This is a genomic window from Rhodococcus sp. P1Y, from assembly GCF_003641205.1.
Lineage (GTDB): Bacteria > Actinomycetota > Actinomycetes > Mycobacteriales > Mycobacteriaceae > Rhodococcoides.
In genome coordinates this window covers 3,768,811-3,785,944 of the sequence record NZ_CP032762.1, presented here as the reverse complement: position 1 = coordinate 3,785,944, position 17,134 = coordinate 3,768,811, and the positions used below count along the sequence as shown (strand labels likewise).

The window sequence follows — 17,134 nt, the reverse complement described above, 5'->3', positions numbered from 1 at the left end:
TATGCCTCCGCATCTGATCGATGGAGAGCCCCACAGTCACAGCCACGATCGCCCGAAGCGCACACGTGTGCCGGGTGAAGCACTCCGTATCGGCATCGGAGGCCCCGTCGGCTCGGGAAAGACCGCGTTGGTTGCCGCACTGTGCCGTGAACTACGCGAAGAACTGTCGCTCGGTGTGCTCACGAACGACATCTACACAACCGAAGACGCGGACTTCCTTCGCAGACACGCCGTTCTGCCGGACGAACGCATCACCGCTGTTCAAACTGGCGGATGCCCTCATACCGCGATTCGTGACGACATCACTGCGAACCTCGACGCGATCGACGACCTCGTCGACGTCAACCCGCCGCTCGACCTCATACTCGTCGAGTCGGGTGGCGACAACCTGACAGCCACGTTCTCGTCAGGGCTGATCGATGTTCAGATCTTCGTCGTCGATGTCGCCGGTGGAGACAAGGTGCCGAGGAAGGGCGGTCCGGGAGTTACGTTCTCGGATTTGTTGGTCATCAACAAGACCGACCTCGCGCCGTACGTCGGCGCCGACCTCACAGTCATGGAAAACGACGCCGTCAGAGTTCGCGAGGGACGTCCGACGGCTCTCATCTCGCTGACCGACGATCCGGCTGCGACGTTGGTCCTCGAATGGGTACGCACGCAGTTGAAGGAGACGGCCACGGCCGATGCGCACTGAGCTCACCATCGTTGCGAGTGCACATAGAAGTCCGCGGATCACAGCACGCGGAGGGCTCTCGGCGCGACTGACTGGTCCCGACACCGTTCACCTGATCGGTACCGCTGCGACCCCGCTGGGCGGTGACGACATGACCATCGACATCGTCGTCGGCGTCGGTGCCCGTCTGACTGTCCGCAGTGTCGCAGCCTCCATTGCGCTACCGAGCTCATCGAGTCGAGATTCGAGATCGCGGTGGTCGTTTGCCGTCGAGGAGGGTGGGGTTCTGGTGTTCGACCCGGAGCCGATGATCGTTGCGTCGGATGCCGAGCACGACACCACGTCCACATTGAGGTTCGCTTCGTCGGCGTCGGTCCGCTTTCGCGAGCGCGTCCAGATCGGTCGCGTCGGCGAGGCAGCGGGCCGATGGCGGGGAACCATGCACTCCGACGTCGACGGCCGACCACATCTCCGTCACCGGGTCGAACTCGGTTTCGGCACGGTGGGTAACGACGTGATTTCTGCACCCATGGCGTTGTCGAGCTCGGTGGTCTACCCAGATGTGCGCGGTCCGGAGACCGGCCCCTCCTGGGTTCGGATGCCGCTGGCCGCCGGTGGAAGTCTGTCGACGTCGACCGGACGGAGACTGGACACACTAGCGTTGGGCTTATGACGAGACCGAACGCCGACGCGGTCGGTGCGGGTGACCCTTTCGACTTCGAACACGTGGCTCAGGCACGCGCAGCGCTCGACGCGGCCGCTGACCTGAGCCAGTGGGTTCAGCGATTCGATCTCCTCGGAGATCCCACGAGGCTACGGATCTTGCTGTGTATGCACCGCGCACCGGGTATCTGCGTCACCGACCTGTCGCTGGCGCTCGGCATGACGGCGACTTCGGTCTCACACGCACTGCGTTTACTACGAAACGAAGGCTGGGTCGCTGTGCAGCGCGACGGCAAGAAGATGGCGTATCGACTCGACGACGACATCGTGCACAGCATGCTGCACGAACTCGGCGCCACCCATGCACACCACGTGCAGGAGTGACGCCGAGGGATCTGCGCGACCGCCGAAATCAGCCGGCGGCTTTGGCTTCCTGATCGGCTCGGGCCTCCCGGCCGGCCTCACTGTCGCCGGGACTACCGGATGCTTCGATCGAATTGAGTTGCTCGATGGCAAGCCGCGCGAACACCTGCTGTTCGGTCGACGCCATCTGTGCCCGTCCACGCCCGAGGAACGTGACGAACCACGAGATCACCGTCGTGATGCGGCTGCGATATCCGACGAGGTAGTACAGGTGAAGCGCCAGCCACATCAACCAAGCGATGAAGCCGCCGAATTCGAGCTTGCCCACTTTTGCCACAGCGTTGAAACGAGACACCGTGGCCATCGAGCCCTTGTCGAAATACTTGAAGGGCTGACGCTGGCTCGGATCCTCACCTTTGAGCGTGGCCTTGATCTGCTTGGCCGCGTAGGTGGCACCCTGGATCGCGCCCTGCGCCATGCCCGGGACGTCCTTGACCAGCATGAGGTCGCCTACGACGAACACGTTCGGGTGACCCTTGACCGTCAGATCCGGTTCGACGATGACACGACCTGCCCGGTCGGTTTCGGACCCGGACTGGTCGGCGAGTTGCTTGCCGAGCGGGCTTCCCTGCACACCGGCCGACCACACCTTGCACTGAGCTTCGATGCGACGGGTGGTTCCGTCCTTCTCTTTGACGGTCAGTCCGTCGTTGTCCACGTCGGTGACCATTGCGTTGAGCTGGATTTCGACGCCCAGCTTCTCGAGGCGGTCAGCTGCCTTCTTGCCGAGCTTCTCGCCCATCGGGGGAAGTACAGCGGGAGCAGCATCGAGCAGGATGACGCGTGCGTCGCGCGGATCGATGTTCCGGAAAGCGCCGTCCAGCGTGCGATCGGCGAGCTCGGCGATCTGACCGGCCAGTTCGACACCCGTCGGGCCTGCGCCGACGACGACGAACGTCATCAAGCGGTCGCGTTCTTCTTGATCGTCGGACAGCTCGGCCTGTTCGAACGCGCCGAGGATGCGACCTCTGAGCTCGAGCGCGTCGTCGATCGTCTTCATTCCCGGTGCAAACTCGGCGAAGTGATCGTTGCCGAAGTACGACTGCTGCGCACCTGCAGCGACGATGAGGCTGTCGAACGGGGTCACCGTGATGCGTTCGAGCAGCTTCGAGGTGACGGTTTTGGCGTCGAGGTCGATGTTGAGGACCTCTCCCATCAAGACTTCGGCGTTCTTCTGCTTGCGCAGAATCACGCGCGTGGTGGGGGCGATCTCACCTACGGACAGGATGCCGGTGGCAACCTGGTACAGCAGGGGCTGAAAGAGGTGGTGGGTGGTCTTCGCTACCAGCGTGATGTCGACGTCGGCCTTCTTGAGCGCCTTGACGCCGAACAGACCTCCGAACCCGGAACCGATGACAACGACACGATGACGCTTCGATTCGACCGGTTGGATGCTCATTACCTGCTCCCTAAAGATTGAGATGTAGCTGCAACGGTAGTCGCCGAGCATTCAGGTGTCTTCGCAAGGTTCCCATGTCATGATCGGTTTCGACGCCCAGCCGCGTACCGACCTCGATTGACCTGCGGTAGGACCGAGGAGAGAGTCCCGTTCGGGGTCAGGAGTGCAGGCCGACGCCGTCTGTATCGCTTCAGATCCGTCTCGGTGAACGCCCTCGGCGCGGTGAATTTTTTTTGAAACTCTGGTAAATCGGCACAGTCCGGTTCATACTCTGACCATGTCCGAGATAAGTGTTACTCGCAGTAACCTCAACGCGGCTGACGTCCTCGTCGCCCAGGGTAGTGGGGGCCAGGGCGGCGGTGCTGCTCTGGACCAGGTCTTTGCGATGAGCGCCGCGGCAGGCGTCATCTCTCTGGGGCTGCTGTACCTCGCCTTTCTGCATCGCACGCGCCGTATCACCTGGTTGGGCCGACTTGCCGACTTCGCCGGGTCGAAGACGAACCTCCCGGGGTGGGCCGCGTTACCCCTGGTGCTGTTCATCTCGACAATTCTGACGGCATTCCTGGGTTTCATCTGGGATGTCAGCCTTCACATCGGCCAAGGTCGTGACGAGGGCCCGCTCGCCAACCCGGCGCACTACTTCATTCTGGTCGGCCTGTTCTTCCTGTTCATTGCAGGCACCCTTGCGATGATTCTGCCCCTCGACGAGAAGCCGGGGCGTGCGGCGATCAAGCTGACCAGGACCTGGTACGTACCGACGGGCGGTGTCCTGATCGCTGGTGCGGGACTGTACGCCCTCATCGGCTTCCCGCTCGACGACATCTGGCACCGCATCTTCGGACAGGATGTCACCCTGTGGGGTCCAACCCATCTGATGCTCATCGGTGGCGCCGGGCTGTCCTTGATCGGCGTGATTCTGCTCGAGCACGAGGGGCGAATCGCGATGGGTTCCGACGCCGACGGCCCCGATCCGAGATGGTCGCAGAGCCCGATTCTGACCTGGATGATTCGCGGATCGGCATTCGGTGGCCTACTCATCGGTCTGTCGGTCTTCCAGATCGAATACGACTTCGGTATCGAACAGTTTCAGCTGATCTTCCAACCGATGCTCATCGTCGGAGCCGGCGCATTCGCTTTGGTCGCTGCACGCCTCATGGTCGGACGAGGCGCTGCCTTGTTCGCAGTCGCGTTCGCGGCGGTCGTTCGTGAGATCACCGCGCTGCTCGTCGGCCCGATCTTCGGGGAACCGCACAACGTATTCGCTCTGTATCTCGGGGCAGCAATCGTCGTCGAGGTAGTTGCGTTCGCTCCGTTCGTCCGACGCCGACTGCTGTTCGGCGCCGTAGCCGGCCTCGGCGTCGGAACCATCGGTGCGTGGGGCGAATCGCTCTGGGTAGACGCGGTCTATCTCTTTCCGTGGACGTCGAGCATGTGGGTCGACATTCTGTGGATGACCATCCCGGTCGGCGTGACCACCGGGCTTGCCGCTGGATTGTTCGCGCAGGCGTTGAGCGGAGACGGCTTACCGAGGCCCGCGATCAGGCGCACCGTGGTGCTCGCGATGCTCGTCGCGCTGGCAGGCACTGTGACCAACGGTCTGACGTTCGATGTTCCCATCGATGCAACGGCCTCCGTGCGCCTGCAAGAAGCTGATCCGGTCGACGGATTCCGCATGGTCACTGCCGAGGTGACGATCGATCCGCCGAACCTGGTGAGCGACGATCCCGAGTGGGTCTCGATTCTCGCGTGGCAGGGCGGTGGGCCGACGCTGCGCGGACTGGTCGTGGACAGCCTCGAACGAACGGGGGAGGGTACGTACCGCTCGACGAAGCCTGTGCCTGTGGACGGCACCTGGAAGACGGTTCTGCGCCTGCACGACGGTCGCACCCTCACTGCTGCGCCTATTTTCATGGCAGCCGACGAAGGCATCGGAGCCGAAGAAGTGTCCGCGGAACCGTCGTTCACACGAGATCTCGTCTCGGAGATCACGCTGCTTCAGCGCGAACGAAACTTCGATCATCCAACCTGGCTCTTCGCTGCAGCATCTCTCGTCGTGCTCGTCTGCACATTGCTGCTTGTCTGGGCGTTGTCGTGGGGCACGGTGCGGATCTCCGGGGCCACCCCTCGGAATGCGTTGCGCACCAATGCGACGAACAAGGTTCCGAGCCGAACATGACTCCGCCGCTCGATACTGTCTACCTGGCCGACCACTCGGTCGTCCTTGCACTGCCCGCACTGATTCCGGCCTTCCTGATCGTCGGTGTCGTACTGTTCGTGGTAGCCCGCGATCGACGAGCCGAACGAAGCGAAGACGCAGCGGCGCAGAATGATTCGAGCGACGGCTCGTCCACTCCCGAGGAGATCTGAATGAGGTCCCGTTCCATCGCTGCATTGCTGGTCGCGGCGACTCTGGGCATTGCTCCAGCATGTTCGACGAGCGAACCAGGAGGCGATGTGGACTCGGCCAGCAGCGCCGCCACGTCGACACCGCAGTCCCCGTCCGAGGCGTCCGAGCCCGGGCTCGTCCTCGACGTTGCTATCGAGGCGGGAACGGTGAGCCCGGTCAACGAGCGGTTCGATGCCGTTGTCGGAGAGCTTGTGACGCTTCGCGTGGACAGTGACGCAGAGGACGAATTGCATATTCATTCCGTCCCGGAACACTCGTTCGACGTGACGGCCGCGTCCGGACAGATATTCGAATTCACCGTCGATGTCCCGGGAACGGTCGCAATCGAGTTGCACCACAGTGGGAAGACCGTGGCGAACCTTGTCGTCAGGCCGTGAATCTCGCTCACGGTCTCGGAGGGTCGACAGACCTGCCCATTCCCGTCACCTCGGTGCTCATCGGTGGCGCGTGGGCGTTGTCGATCTCGTTCGCGGTTCTGATCTTTGCTTGGCGTAAGCCGCGTCTGGATCCGAGTCACCGATGGTTCACTCTGTCCGGCAACATCGTTCGGCTGGCGGACTCGCGCTGGACTCGTGCTGCGATCCGGGCACTCGGTCTCGCCTTCTTCGCCTATGTCGCCGTTCTGTCGTTCATCGGCCCCCAGGATGCGTCGAGTGCGCTTCCCGGGGTGTTCTATGTCCTGCTATGGGTGGGGGTTCCGGTCCTGTCTGCGCTCGTCGGGCCTGTATGGCGGTTGATCTCGCCGCTACGCACACTGCACAGTCTGGCGTCGGCCGCGGTCGGTCGCAGCCCGGCATCCGGGTTCGCCCGATATCCTGACGGTCTAGGCACATGGCCCGCAGTCGCGGGGCTTTTCGCGTTCGCTTGGATCGAACTCGCGTACTTGGATCCTGGACAGGTTTCCGCTATCCGACTGTGGTGTGTGGCCTACGTCCTGATCACCTTCCTCGGCGCAGTTGTGTTCGGAGACAGCTGGTTCGAGCGCGCCGATCCATTCGAAAAATTCAGCGACACCCTGTCGCGGATGGCACCGTTGGCCCGCAGCACAACCGAACGGACGCCTGCGCAGCGCACCCTGGTATTGCGCAACCCCCTCGATGGTCTTCGGTCTCTTCCCGTCCTCCCGGGAACCGTGGCAGTCGTGGCTGTCCTCCTGGGATCGACTGCGTTCGACAGCGCGTCGCAAATTACCGCGTGGCGCAATCTGGTCGACTCCACAACGTCGTCGGTCGCGGGCGGGGTGTTGTGGAGAACGCTGGGCTTGACGGTGATGATCTGCTTCGTCGGAGTGTCGTTCTGGTGTGCCAGTCGCGCGACGGGCGGACTGACCCGATCGAAGCGAGCCGCTCTTCCTGGTCTTTTGGCGCATTCCTTGGTGCCGATCGTGATCGGGTACATCCTGGCGCACTACTTGACGTATCTCGTCGAAAAGGGCCAGGCGACAGTGATCCTGCTGTTCGATCCGTTCGATTCGGGGTGGGACGTCTTCGGTCAGCAGGGATGGGAAGTGTCCTATGCGCTCTCGCTGCATCCAGGCGTCGTGGCGACCGCCAAAGTCCTCTGCGTGCTCGGCGGACACGTGCTCGGAGTGGCCGCCGCCCACGACGCGTCATTACGTCTTCTCCCTCCTAGGCACCGATTGACTGGTCAGCTTTCGCTGATGGTGCTGATGGTGTTTTTCACGTTCGGAGGACTGTTTCTGCTGTTCGGAGGCTGATTGAATCGCCGGACAGCGTTCTCTACGCGGCAAATTGTCACGGCAAAATTCTTAATGTCAGGACAAATGCTTGACATTGCCTGTGATGTGGATTACATATTGATCGCTACGTCGATTGATCCACCGCCGGCCCATCCAAGGGCCCGGAGTCGAGAAAGAGATTTGATGACACTTCCTACGATTCGTCGCGGCACAGGCCGTACAGGTTCGATCCGCAAGCTACGTTCAGGCGCTGCCCTCGGGCTGGCGTTGTGCGCCACCGTCGCCGCGGGTTGCTCCAGCACGGGTGGTGCTCCGGAGAGCACAGGTGGGGGATCCAATGCAGGAACCGCGGACACCCCACGTGCGACCATCGCGATGATCACCCACGAGGTTCCCGGCGATACTTTCTGGGACCTGATCCGCAAAGGCGCCGAAGCTGCTGCGGCGAAGGACAACATCGAACTTCGGTACTCTGCCGACCCGGAAGCTCCCAACCAGGCCAACCTCGTGCAGAGCGCGATCGACTCCAAGGTCGACGGTATCGCCGTCACCCTCGCGAAGCCCGACGCCATGGCCCCGGCCGTCGAAGCCGCAACTGCAGCGGGTATTCCCGTCGTCGCGTTCAACTCCGGGTACGACACCTGGAAAGAGCAAGGCGTCCAGCAGTACTTCGGCCAGGACGAGACCATCGCCGGTGAGGCAGCAGGCGCACGGCTGACTGCAGACGGTGCGAAGAAGACTCTCTGCATCATTCAGGAACAGGGGCAGGTTGCTCTCGAATCACGTTGCGCCGGAGTGAAGACCGGATTCACCGGCGGGACCACCGAGATCCTCAACGTCAACAGTAAAGACATGCCCTCGGTCGAGGCGACGATCACCGCGAAGCTACAGCAGGATCCCAGCATCGATCACATCGTCGCGCTCGGCGCGCCGATTGCGCTCACCGCAGTGCAGTCCAAGGCCAATGCGGGAAGTGACGCCACCGTCGTCACGTTCGACACCAACTCGGCCCTCGTCGACGCCATCAAGGCGGGCGACGTGGAATGGGCGATCGACCAGCAGCCTTACCTGCAGGGATACCTCGCGGTCGACTCGCTGTGGCTGTACCTGAACAACGGAAACACCATCGGTGGAGGCACACCGGTCCTCACCGGACCCGCCTTCATCGACTCGTCCAATATCGACGCCATCGCCGAGTACGCCAAGAACGGGACTCGCTAGGACTCGCGGGCGGCCCGGTCACCACGTCACCGGGCCGCCCGTGTCCCCAGCACGGAAGGATTTCACAATGAGTACACAGGCCGATTTGGATTTGTCGAAACATACTGTTGTCACCGATGAGCGGGTGAAGAAGCAGAAGCCGTTTCAGCGGTTGCTGGTTCGTCCGGAGATCGGCGCGTTGTTCGGTGCGATCGTCATTTTCGTTTTCTTCTGCATCGTCGCTCCACCGTTCCGGTCTCCCGAGGCGTTGGCGACGGTGTTGTATGCATCGTCGACGATCGGGATCATGGCGATCGGTGTGTCGTTGTTGATGATCGGTGGCGAGTTCGATCTCTCGACCGGTGTCGCGGTCACGTTCTCTTCGATCATGGCGTCGATGATCGCCTACAACCTGCATCTGAATGTGTGGCTGGGTTCGGCGTTGGCGTTGGTGCTCGCTCTGGCGGTCGGTTTCTTCAACGGTTATCTGGTGATGAAAACGAAGATCCCGTCGTTCTTGATCACTCTGTCGACGTTTCTGATGTTGACCGGTATCAATCTGGCGGTGACGAAGTTGGTGACCGGTCAGGTTGCGACGCCGTCGATCTCGGACATGGCTGGTTTCGATTCGGCGAAGAAGGTGTTCGCGTCGTCGTTCCAGGTCGGGGATGTCTCGATCCGTATCACGGTGGTGTGGTGGCTGCTGTTCACCGCGATCTCGACGTATGTGTTGATGAAGACTCGGATCGGTAACTGGATTTTCGCGGTCGGTGGTAATCAGGATTCGGCTCGTGCGATCGGTGTTCCGGTGACGAAGGTCAAGATCGGGTTGTTCATGTTCGTCGGGTTCTGTGCCTGGTTCGTGGGCATGCACCTGCTGTTCGCGTTCAATACGGTCCAGTCGGGTCAGGGTGTGGGTAACGAGTTCCTGTACATCATTGCGGCGGTCATCGGTGGGTGTCTGCTCACAGGCGGTTTCGGTACCACGGTCGGTGCGATGATCGGTGCGTTCATCTTCGGTATGGCCAATCAGGGCATCGTCTATGCCGGGTGGAACCCGGATTGGTTCAAGTTCTTCCTCGGCGCGATGCTGCTGTTCGCGGTCATCGCCAACAATTCCTTCCGCTCCTACGCGGCGAAAAGGTGACTTATGACTACTCACGCTGAAACACCCGTCGAGCCTGCTCCCTCGGGTGGTGGTAAGACTCCGTTGATCGAGTTGAAGAACATCGGTAAGTCCTACGGCAACATCATTGCGCTGTCGGGGATCAACTTGCGGGTCGGAGCCGGTGAGGTGACCGGTGTGCTCGGTGACAACGGTGCCGGTAAGTCGACGTTGATCAAGATCATGGCCGGTCTGCATCAGCAGAGCGAAGGTGAACTGCTCGTCGACGGTGTCGACACGAAGTTCGATTCCCCGAAGGATGCTCTGGGTAAGGGCATCGCCACGGTGTATCAGGATCTTGCTGTGGTGTCGTTGATGCCGGTGTGGCGGAACTTCTTTCTCGGTCAGGAACTGACGAAGAAGGGCATCTTCAAAGCACTCGATGTCAATGCGATGCGTGCGACGACCATCGAGGAGTTGCACAAGATGGGTATCGATCTTCCGGATGTCGATGCGCCGATCGGGTCGTTGTCCGGTGGTCAGCGTCAGTGTGTGGCGATTGCGCGCGCGATTTTCTTCGGTGCGCGGGTGTTGATCCTCGACGAGCCGACCGCTGCCCTGGGTGTGAAGCAGTCCGGGATGGTGTTGCGGTATATCTCCGCGGCGAAGGAGCAGGGTTTCGGGGTGGTGTTCATTACGCACAACCCGCACCATGCGTACATGGTGGGTGATCATTTCGTTCTGCTCAACCGTGGCCGGCAGAAGCTCGATTGCACCTATGACGAGATCAGTCTCGATGATCTGACGAAGGAAATGGCCGGTGGCGACGAGTTGGAGACCCTGACTCACGAACTGCGTCGCTGACCTTCGGTTCGTGGCCCCTGCCGATTCCGGACGGCGGAGGCAGCCGTCAGGTTCTGGCTCGCCTAGCGAGCTCGACTGTTGCAGAACGAAGCTCGGCGATATCGTCGATCGGGCTTGGGTACCCGACTCGCGTCGCCGCGTTTCCCCGCGGCGTCGTGACGGACAGATCGAGGCCGTAGCGGTCTGCCGATGTGCAGGTCGCGACGGTTGCGTCCGGGTAGCCTCCGAGCGTCTGCGCCATGTCCAGCAGGGCCGATGCGTGGTCCGCGTTGAGGTGCGCAAGTGCACCGGCCGCGTTGGGGGAGATCGGGTCTGCCGATGCAGCGGCATAGTCGTGCGCGGACGCCGAATCCATGCGGCCGTAGCCGCCGACCCACCGCGCTCGCTTCACCCGCAGGACCCACAGCGAGAAGTCGCTGTAGTCGATGTAGTACTTCGCCGCGGGCACAGCCTCGAGGTGGGCAGCCCTCGCCGCGGCCAGTTCTTCGCCGATCGGTGATTCCACCGAACCGGCGAGGGTCACCCTCGATACCGCCAACGGGTCCGACGCTGACTCGGGTGCCACGATCGAGACGCTGGCCCTTGAATCCTGGAGTAGGTTTCGGCCGTGCTCAGCCATTCGCGAGACGCAGAGAACCGGGGATCCACCGAGCAGGCCATAGGTGATGTACGACGCCCATGGATCGCCGTCGGCGGTCAAGCTTGCGAGCGTTGCAATGTTCGTCGAGGCTGCGACAGTGCGCGACTCTTCAGCGGCCGACGGTCGCCTGACCGGTTCGAGTTCGGTGAGCGGGGGAGGGGTGGACGGTGCGTCACCTGGGTCGCCGTGATCGAGTGCCATGCTCGGAAGTCTACGGAGTAGGACTGTGGTGAGGGCAACCACCGGTTCTCGTTTCAGCACGGCCGCCTGGGGGCATGCGATATCGGTGATCAGGGCGATGCGTACCAATCGAACGGTACGAGCGGTGTTGGCGGCAATGGGGCTTTTCGCCGTCGTGGCGGCAATCTGGGCCGGAGTTGGTTACGTCTATGCGGACCACGGGAAGGCCGCGTCGGCGACGACGGTTGGACTCTGTGTGCTGTCAGTGGGTTGGCTCGCCGTTCTCGGGGCCGTCGCCGTCAAATTTCTCCGACTGAAGGCCCGCCGCCGCGGCAGCACCTCGACTACCGAATAGCACGTCGCTCGACAGCGAACCCGAGCTACGACGTCAAGGTCAAAAGTTCGGAGCGCGAGCGTGATTCGGCGGCGAGGGCTGCATCCAGTGTCCGCCACGCACGTTCGAGCGCAAGTCGGTCCTCCGCAGCTCGTGTGCGCGCGTCGGCTAGTCGACGGCGTGTTTCGTGCCTGAGATGTTCGTTCACGTCGAGTTGCTGTAAGAAGATGAACAATTCGACCGGAATATGGATCATCGCGTCTGTTCCTCCTGTCGGTCCTGATTGCTGACCGTCGCGGGGTTGTTCGTCGATCACGGGTTGAACGGGAAGCCGTGTGCGAACACCATGACGTGTTCGCCGCCGTCGACTTTCGTCTCGCTGCGGTCGTCCGACATCTCTCGCCACTTGTCGAGCACGTCCTGAACTTCGCGCATCATCGTGCCGGTCTCCTCGGGGGTCAACCGAAGCACGCAATCACTACTGTGGGCGGCCGAGCTCCAGGTCTCTCCCCAGCTCTCGGCGGACGCTTCGTATTCTCGCTGCCGCAGAAACTGGTTGTCGACCAGTACCTGCTTTGCTGCCTTGCTCGTAGCGACGCCTTCGGGAGTCCCCGCGAAATCCGTTGCCGACCATGAAAATCCCTCTACGGGAACACGCCACCACCGTTCTCGCGCATCGGATCCGAGGTCGGGAGCCTCCATGACGAAACCTGCGTCGCACAACTTCCGCACGTGATAGCTGACCGAGGCAGGTGACTCGTCGACGATCTGCCCGAGGCGGCTCGCGGTGGCTGTGCCCTCGGCGCGCAGTGCATAGAGAATTCTGACCCGAAGGGGGTGCGTCAAGGCCTTGAGTTGCGAAACGTCGGCGACCGGGCGGGGGGATTGCATAGGAGAACCCTAACTACGAAAGCTTTATTGCGCAATGATTGTTGCGCAATAAAGCTTGCGGAGATGGTGTCGGGGGATGGCCGTCTTGTCCTGCTCGGCATGGAGGAGAACAATGCGCACTTGTCGCCGACGAGTGGAGAATCAATGCGAGCTACGAAGATCGTGACCAATCTGCCGGTATCGAATATCGATGGCGCGAAGGCCTTCTACCAAGAATTTCTCGGGCTATCGGAAGAAGAGTTCAACCTCGGATGGGTGGCGAGGTTCACCGAACCCAGCTCCGGCGCGAGCGTTCAACTTGTCACGGGCGACGAAACTTCGCCTGAAGACTCGGCAATGTCGGTGATGGTCGACGATGTCGAAGCCGCATACGAGGAGGCGGTGGCTCGCAGCTACGACATCGTTCACGCGCTGACGACGGAGCCGTGGGGCGTGCGTAGGTTCCTGGTCCGCTCACCCGACGGCACCGTCGTCAATATAGTTCACGATCACTCGTGAACCATTCGCCCTCGGTCGGAGGTGAGGACGACCAGTTTCTGGGTCGCACGCGTCATCGCGACGTAGCGATCGACTGCGCCTTCGATTCCTCGACCGAACGACTCGGGGTCGACCACGACTACTAGGTCGAACTCGAGACCTTTGGACAGCTGAGGGGTCAACGACCTGATCCGGTCGGTGGATTGGAACGACGGGAGACCGATGACGCATCCGATCCCATCGGCATTGTCGCGGAGCCAACCTCCCAGAATGCGGTCCAGTTCCGATGTCTGCTCGTATACGACCGCAATCCCGCTGGAACGCACAGACATCGGGACGTTCGCGTCCGGAAGTTCGGCCCTGATCACCGGTGCTGCCGCGGCCATGATTTCCTGTGGCGTCCGGTAGTTGACGGTCAACGACTTCAACTCGATTCGATCGAGCCCGATTCTGTTCAGTCGTTCCTGCCACGATTCGGTGAAGCCGTGTCGTGCCTGCGCTCGGTCACCGACGACGGTGAAACTACGAGAAGGACATCGGTGCAGCAGCATCTGCCATTCCGCATCGGTCAGCTCCTGCGCTTCGTCCACGACGACGTGCGCGAAGGGTCCGTCCAGTCGGTCGGATTCGATGGTGGGAAGGGCAGCGCCGTCGACGAGGGCCTCCCGGATTCCGTCCTGTCGAAGCTGTGCGTACAAGCCGTCTTCGTCGTCGAGTTGGAGAATCTCGTCCACGACTGCGTCCATGCGACGACGTTCCGCTTCGATCGCGGCGGCTCGTCGCTGCAGAACGCGATCAGATTCAGGATCGCCGAGTCGGCGACGTGCAGCATCGAGTAATGGGATGTCCTCCGCAGTCCACGCCCGCGGATCGGATCGTTGTAGTGCCAGTACTTCGTCTTTCGAAAGCCATGGGGCACAGTGGCGCAAGTACGCGGGCACCGACCAGAGATCAGCCAACAGGTCTGCAGCCTCGATCAGTGTCCACGCACTGTCGAGCGCAGAACGCAGGTCGTCGTGGCCCAGCAGTTCCTTTCGCATGGTCGACCGAGGCGCTTCGCCGTCGTACTTGTCCAGCAGAATGGTGACGAGCATGTCGCGTATTTGCTCTCTCGCCTCGTTGTGACGTTTGTCCGGGTCTCGTGCACCGAATGCCTCCGCCCAGTCCTCGGGCGACACTCGCAGGTCGGCCCAGTCGGTTTCCACGGTCATTGCCGTCGTCGGAGGTTGCTCGTAGAACTGCACGGCCGCGTCGATCGTGTTCATCATCTCCATCGACGACTTGAGTCGGGCAACGCCGGCGTCGGCTTCGGGCCTTGCGTTCTCGCCCTCGTCGACGAGGTCACCCAACGTGCAGGTCAGGACACCTTCCTCGCCCAGGCTTGGCAGGACGTTTCCTACGTAGGAGAGGTATGGCTTGTGCGGTCCTACGAATAGAACTCCGCCGTTGCTGTGCCCGACGCGTGAGTCCGAGTAGAGCAAGTAGGCCGTGCGGTGCAGAGCCACAACGGTTTTCCCGGTACCGGGGCCTCCGTCGACGACAAGGGCACCGGCTGATCCTGCTCGAATGACTGCGTCTTGGTCGGCCTGAATCGTCCCCAGAACATCTCGCATCTGCCCAGACCTGCTGCCCCCGAGACTCGCAATGAACGCCGACTGATCATCGAGTGCGGCGCGCCGCTGATCAGTAGCCGATTCCTGCTCATCCGAGTAGAAGACCTCGTCCCAGTAGTCGACGATCTTTCCGCCGCTCCAGCGGTATCGACGGCGACGAGCCAACCCCATCGGATGCGCGTGCGTAGCTCCGAAGAACGGTTCGGCGGCGGGGGAGCGCCAGTCGATCAGAAGCTGGCTGCCATCGTCGTCGAGAAGCCCGGATCTTCCGATGTACACGGTCTCGCCGCTTCGTGCCTCGACCACATGGCCGAGACACCGATCCAATCCAAACCGTCGAAGAGAACGCAGACGCGAGGTCAAACGGTGGATTTCGAAGTCTCGTTCCATCACCTCCTGTCCCATTCGTGCCGTCGACCGCCGGACGTTCGCAAGCCTCTCGGCGGCATCTGCAATGGAACGTTGGGTGGTGCGCGCGACGGAAGCGAAGAACAGTTCGTCCTCGTCGATCAACGTTGCGCTGGCTTTACCGACGAGGTTGTCGCTCAATGCGAAGGCGGAGCCGGCCCCGTCGACGATCGATCTGTCCAACGATTCGTGTGCAGCCATGTGAGGCTTCCCCGCTTCTGTAGTTCCAGGCGTCGACGGAAGCTATTTTGCGACGTCCATGGGGTCTTGCCACAAGCCCCTGGGTGCGCTATAGATTGGCAGTGTAGGAAGTATGTAACCTCCCCGCTCGCCCACGCACTGAGAAATCTGCGCACAGCCGTAATACTGAACCGGGTCCGGTATCACTTGGACTCGTCGTGCACTTCGTCCACGACCCGATCACGAACGGCAAGGGTGCGCGCATGACCGTAGTTGCAACGTATCTCGTCATCACGTTCGGACTCGGCGGTCTCGCCATGGCTGTGCGGCTTCCTCCCCTGGTCGGGTTTCTGGCTGCGGGGTTCGTGATCAACGCATTCGGTCTCGAACATGTCCCGCAGCTCGAGACGATGGCGGACCTGGGCGTCACCCTGCTGCTGTTCGCAATCGGCCTCAAACTGGACGTACGGATATTGCTGCGGCGCGAGGTCTGGCTGACAACGTCGGCACACATGGTGATCAACGTCGTACTCGGCACTATCGCGATGTGGCTCTTCGCCCTTGTCGGGGTCTCGATGCTTGCCGGGCAGAGTGTCGAAACGATTGCGCTCCTTGCCTTCGCGCTGTCATTCTCGAGCACAGTATTCGTGGTCAAGGTCCTGGAAGAACGAGGTGAATCGCACGCTCTGTACGGTCGGGTGGCCGTTGGAATCCTCGTGATGCAAGACATCATCGCGGTGGTCTTTCTGACGGCTACCAGCGGTGCATTGCCGAGCATCTGGGCACTCACGCTGGTGGGTCTGTGGCCGTTGACCCGGATTCTTCGGAAGATCTGGACCGGGCTCGGTCACGGGGAAATGCAGTCGCTCTTCGGGATAGTGATGGCGTTCGTCCCCGGCTACGCGCTCTTTTCGGCGCTCGGCCTGAAGGGTGACCTGGGTGCGCTGGTGATCGGAGTTCTTCTGGCTTCCCATCCTGCGGCGTCCGAACTGTCGCGATCGTTGTTCCATATCAAGGAGCTACTGCTCGTCGGGTTCTTCGTTTCCATCGGTCTGACAGGTCTACCGGACCTGCCCAGTATCGGTATAGCACTGCTGATGTTGCTGTTCTTGCCGTTCAAAGCAGTGTGGTACTTCGTCCTGTTCACCTTGATGAAGCTGCGCCATCGAACGGCCTTGCTTGCCGGTTTGAGCCTGATGAACTACTCCGAACGCGGTCTGATCGTCGTGGCAGTCGGAGTGTCGTCCGGCACGCTGGCGCCTTCGTGGTTGGTCGAGATGTCGATTGCCGTTGCGTTGAGTTTCGTCGTGTCTGCTCTCGTCAACGGACGCGGTCATCTGATGGTCGAGAAGATCGCCGCACGCCTTCCTGTTCAGGACGAACGAAAGTTGCACCCGGAAGAGAGGCCCGCGGACGCAGGGGACGCCGAAGTCGTCGTCATCGGCATGGGTCGTGTCGGGTTCGCGGCGCATCAACGCCTGACTGGTCACTACGCCCTACGAGTGGTCGGCGTCGACTACGACGGGCCCAGAATCGAGCGACTTGCAGCGGAGGGACTCAGGGTTATCGAAGGCGACGCCACGGACCTCGATTTCTGGAATCAGTTGCGGCGCTCCGAATCAGTGCGTATTGCAGTTCTGGCTATGCCTCGACACGGCGCCAACGTCACCGCGCTCGCCTGCCTTCGCGAATCGGGTTTCAGCGGAAGGGTCGCGGCTGTCGCACGGTACGAGGACGAAGTTCAGTGGGCAAGGGAACATGGTGTGGATATCGCGTTCAATGTATACGCGGGCGCGGGGTTGGAGCTGGCGGATCAAGTGGCAGGCGGTAACCCGGCCAGACCCGTGCACCCCGAACCTGGGGCGGCAGAGTCCTCCGACGGGGCCGGGCGGGCGCAGACGGGGACGATCCCATGGGCGCACCGCCGAGTTAGGCCGACAAACTTCAACGGCATCGGTTGAGCCTTGTAGTAGGGGAA

18 protein-coding genes are annotated in these 17,134 nt (G+C 61.7%); 13 read left to right on the top strand and 5 right to left on the bottom strand.

Annotated features, from left to right (window positions below; translation table 11 throughout):
• Position 1: 1 nt before the first annotated feature.
• From ureG to D8W71_RS17445, 3 genes are read left to right on the top strand one after another with little or no spacing between them, the layout of a single operon-like run.
• Positions 2-694: an urease accessory protein UreG gene (gene ureG, locus D8W71_RS17455; RefSeq protein ID WP_121115119.1), complete on the top strand. Its 693-nt coding sequence runs from the start codon at positions 2-4 to the stop codon at positions 692-694.
• Positions 684-1,346 carry an urease accessory protein UreD gene (locus D8W71_RS17450; RefSeq protein ID WP_121115117.1) on the top strand — a complete coding sequence of 221 codons (663 nt, stop codon included), beginning with the start codon at positions 684-686 and terminating at the stop codon, positions 1,344-1,346. The genes ureG and D8W71_RS17450 overlap by 11 nt, the downstream gene beginning before the upstream one ends.
• Positions 1,343-1,720 carry an ArsR/SmtB family transcription factor gene (locus D8W71_RS17445; RefSeq protein WP_121115114.1) on the top strand — a complete coding sequence of 126 codons (378 nt, stop codon included), beginning with the start codon at positions 1,343-1,345 and terminating at the stop codon, positions 1,718-1,720. The genes D8W71_RS17450 and D8W71_RS17445 overlap by 4 nt, the downstream gene beginning before the upstream one ends.
• 28 nt (positions 1,721-1,748) lie before the next feature.
• On the opposite strand, the gene D8W71_RS17440 is transcribed toward D8W71_RS17445, so the two are convergent.
• Positions 1,749-3,158, bottom strand: coding sequence for an NAD(P)/FAD-dependent oxidoreductase (locus tag D8W71_RS17440; protein WP_121115112.1), 1,410 nt, complete (start codon positions 3,156-3,158; stop codon positions 1,749-1,751).
• A 277-nt stretch (positions 3,159-3,435) separates the two neighbouring features.
• Between D8W71_RS17440 and D8W71_RS17435 the strand changes: the two genes are divergently transcribed.
• The 7 genes from D8W71_RS17435 to D8W71_RS17405 all read left to right on the top strand — a co-directional run bounded on the left by D8W71_RS17435 (position 3,436) and on the right by D8W71_RS17405 (position 10,433).
• The gene (locus tag D8W71_RS17435) at positions 3,436-5,334 is read left to right on the top strand and encodes a hypothetical protein (RefSeq protein WP_121115110.1); all 1,899 of its coding nucleotides are present in this window, start codon (positions 3,436-3,438) and stop codon (positions 5,332-5,334) included.
• The gene (locus D8W71_RS17430; protein WP_121115108.1) at positions 5,331-5,525 is read left to right on the top strand and encodes a hypothetical protein; all 195 of its coding nucleotides are present in this window, start codon (positions 5,331-5,333) and stop codon (positions 5,523-5,525) included. The genes D8W71_RS17435 and D8W71_RS17430 overlap by 4 nt, the downstream gene beginning before the upstream one ends.
• Positions 5,526-5,942, top strand: a complete 417-nt coding sequence (locus D8W71_RS17425) for a hypothetical protein (protein ID WP_236077485.1) — start codon at positions 5,526-5,528, stop codon at positions 5,940-5,942.
• Positions 5,939-7,282 (top strand): hypothetical protein, encoded by a 1,344-nt coding sequence (locus tag D8W71_RS17420; RefSeq protein ID WP_121115106.1) that lies wholly within the window; start codon positions 5,939-5,941, stop codon positions 7,280-7,282. Before D8W71_RS17425 ends, D8W71_RS17420 begins: the two co-directional genes overlap by 4 nt.
• A 165-nt stretch (positions 7,283-7,447) precedes the next feature.
• Positions 7,448-8,485, top strand: a complete 1,038-nt coding sequence (locus D8W71_RS17415; protein ID WP_121115104.1) for a substrate-binding domain-containing protein — start codon at positions 7,448-7,450, stop codon at positions 8,483-8,485.
• Between the two features lie 67 nt (positions 8,486-8,552).
• Positions 8,553-9,611 (top strand): ABC transporter permease, encoded by a 1,059-nt coding sequence (locus tag D8W71_RS17410; protein WP_121115102.1) that lies wholly within the window; start codon positions 8,553-8,555, stop codon positions 9,609-9,611.
• 3 nt (positions 9,612-9,614) lie between these two features.
• Positions 9,615-10,433 (top strand): ATP-binding cassette domain-containing protein, encoded by an 819-nt coding sequence (locus D8W71_RS17405; RefSeq protein WP_121115100.1) that lies wholly within the window; start codon positions 9,615-9,617, stop codon positions 10,431-10,433.
• Between the two features lie 46 nt (positions 10,434-10,479).
• Here the strand turns inward: D8W71_RS17405 and D8W71_RS17400 are convergent, their stop codons facing one another.
• On the bottom strand, positions 10,480-11,274 hold the full coding sequence (locus D8W71_RS17400) for a HugZ family pyridoxamine 5'-phosphate oxidase (protein ID WP_121119449.1): 795 nt from the start codon (positions 11,272-11,274) through the stop codon (positions 10,480-10,482).
• Positions 11,275-11,302: 28 nt separating this feature from the next.
• On the opposite strand from D8W71_RS17400, the gene D8W71_RS17395 reads away from it, so the two are divergent.
• Entirely contained in the window at positions 11,303-11,608 is a 306-nt protein-coding gene (locus D8W71_RS17395) for a hypothetical protein (protein ID WP_236077484.1), read from the top strand.
• Between the two features lie 25 nt (positions 11,609-11,633).
• Here the strand turns inward: D8W71_RS17395 and D8W71_RS17390 are convergent, their stop codons facing one another.
• Together D8W71_RS17390 and D8W71_RS17385 are read right to left on the bottom strand one after the other, a co-directional pair.
• Positions 11,634-11,903: a hypothetical protein gene (locus tag D8W71_RS17390; RefSeq protein ID WP_121115099.1), complete on the bottom strand. Its 270-nt coding sequence runs from the start codon at positions 11,901-11,903 to the stop codon at positions 11,634-11,636.
• Positions 11,900-12,478 (bottom strand): ArsR/SmtB family transcription factor, encoded by a 579-nt coding sequence (locus tag D8W71_RS17385; RefSeq protein ID WP_121115097.1) that lies wholly within the window; start codon positions 12,476-12,478, stop codon positions 11,900-11,902. The genes D8W71_RS17390 and D8W71_RS17385 overlap by 4 nt, the downstream gene beginning before the upstream one ends.
• Positions 12,479-12,622: 144 nt before the next feature.
• Here D8W71_RS17385 and D8W71_RS17380 point away from each other — a divergent pair, with 144 nt between their 5' ends.
• On the top strand, positions 12,623-12,976 hold the full coding sequence (locus tag D8W71_RS17380) for a VOC family protein (protein ID WP_121115095.1): 354 nt from the start codon (positions 12,623-12,625) through the stop codon (positions 12,974-12,976).
• Here the strand turns inward: D8W71_RS17380 and helR are convergent.
• Positions 12,967-15,177: an RNA polymerase recycling motor ATPase HelR gene (helR, locus tag D8W71_RS17375; protein WP_121115093.1), complete on the bottom strand. Its 2,211-nt coding sequence runs from the start codon at positions 15,175-15,177 to the stop codon at positions 12,967-12,969. The two genes, D8W71_RS17380 and helR, sit on opposite strands and share 10 nt — an antisense overlap.
• A 242-nt stretch (positions 15,178-15,419) precedes the next feature.
• Here helR and D8W71_RS17370 point away from each other — a divergent pair, with 242 nt between their 5' ends.
• A complete protein-coding gene (locus tag D8W71_RS17370) occupies positions 15,420-17,117 on the top strand; it encodes a cation:proton antiporter family protein (protein WP_121119445.1) in 1,698 nt (565 codons plus the stop codon).
• The last annotated feature ends 17 nt before the right edge of the window (positions 17,118-17,134 follow it).

What these genes read in the sequence shown, in the direction of transcription:
- D8W71_RS17380 (WP_121115095.1), top strand. Translation starts at nt 12,623, where the DNA reads ATGCGAGCTACGAAGATCGTGACCAATCTGCCGGTATCGAATATCGAT.
- helR (WP_121115093.1), bottom strand. Translation starts at nt 15,177, where the DNA reads ATGGCTGCACACGAATCGTTGGACAGATCGATCGTCGACGGGGCCGGC.
- D8W71_RS17450 (WP_121115117.1), top strand. Translation starts at nt 684, where the DNA reads ATGCGCACTGAGCTCACCATCGTTGCGAGTGCACATAGAAGTCCGCGG.
- D8W71_RS17430 (WP_121115108.1), top strand. Translation starts at nt 5,331, where the DNA reads ATGACTCCGCCGCTCGATACTGTCTACCTGGCCGACCACTCGGTCGTC.
- D8W71_RS17400 (WP_121119449.1), bottom strand. Translation starts at nt 11,274, where the DNA reads ATGGCACTCGATCACGGCGACCCAGGTGACGCACCGTCCACCCCTCCC.
- D8W71_RS17370 (WP_121119445.1), top strand. Translation starts at nt 15,420, where the DNA reads ATGACCGTAGTTGCAACGTATCTCGTCATCACGTTCGGACTCGGCGGT.
- D8W71_RS17405 (WP_121115100.1), top strand. Translation starts at nt 9,615, where the DNA reads ATGACTACTCACGCTGAAACACCCGTCGAGCCTGCTCCCTCGGGTGGT.
- ureG (WP_121115119.1), top strand. Translation starts at nt 2, where the DNA reads ATGCCTCCGCATCTGATCGATGGAGAGCCCCACAGTCACAGCCACGAT.
- D8W71_RS17410 (WP_121115102.1), top strand. Translation starts at nt 8,553, where the DNA reads ATGAGTACACAGGCCGATTTGGATTTGTCGAAACATACTGTTGTCACC.
- D8W71_RS17445 (WP_121115114.1), top strand. Translation starts at nt 1,343, where the DNA reads ATGACGAGACCGAACGCCGACGCGGTCGGTGCGGGTGACCCTTTCGAC.
- D8W71_RS17425 (WP_236077485.1), top strand. Translation starts at nt 5,526, where the DNA reads ATGAGGTCCCGTTCCATCGCTGCATTGCTGGTCGCGGCGACTCTGGGC.
- D8W71_RS17440 (WP_121115112.1), bottom strand. Translation starts at nt 3,158, where the DNA reads ATGAGCATCCAACCGGTCGAATCGAAGCGTCATCGTGTCGTTGTCATC.
- D8W71_RS17435 (WP_121115110.1), top strand. Translation starts at nt 3,436, where the DNA reads ATGTCCGAGATAAGTGTTACTCGCAGTAACCTCAACGCGGCTGACGTC.
- D8W71_RS17415 (WP_121115104.1), top strand. Translation starts at nt 7,448, where the DNA reads ATGACACTTCCTACGATTCGTCGCGGCACAGGCCGTACAGGTTCGATC.
- D8W71_RS17385 (WP_121115097.1), bottom strand. Translation starts at nt 12,478, where the DNA reads ATGCAATCCCCCCGCCCGGTCGCCGACGTTTCGCAACTCAAGGCCTTG.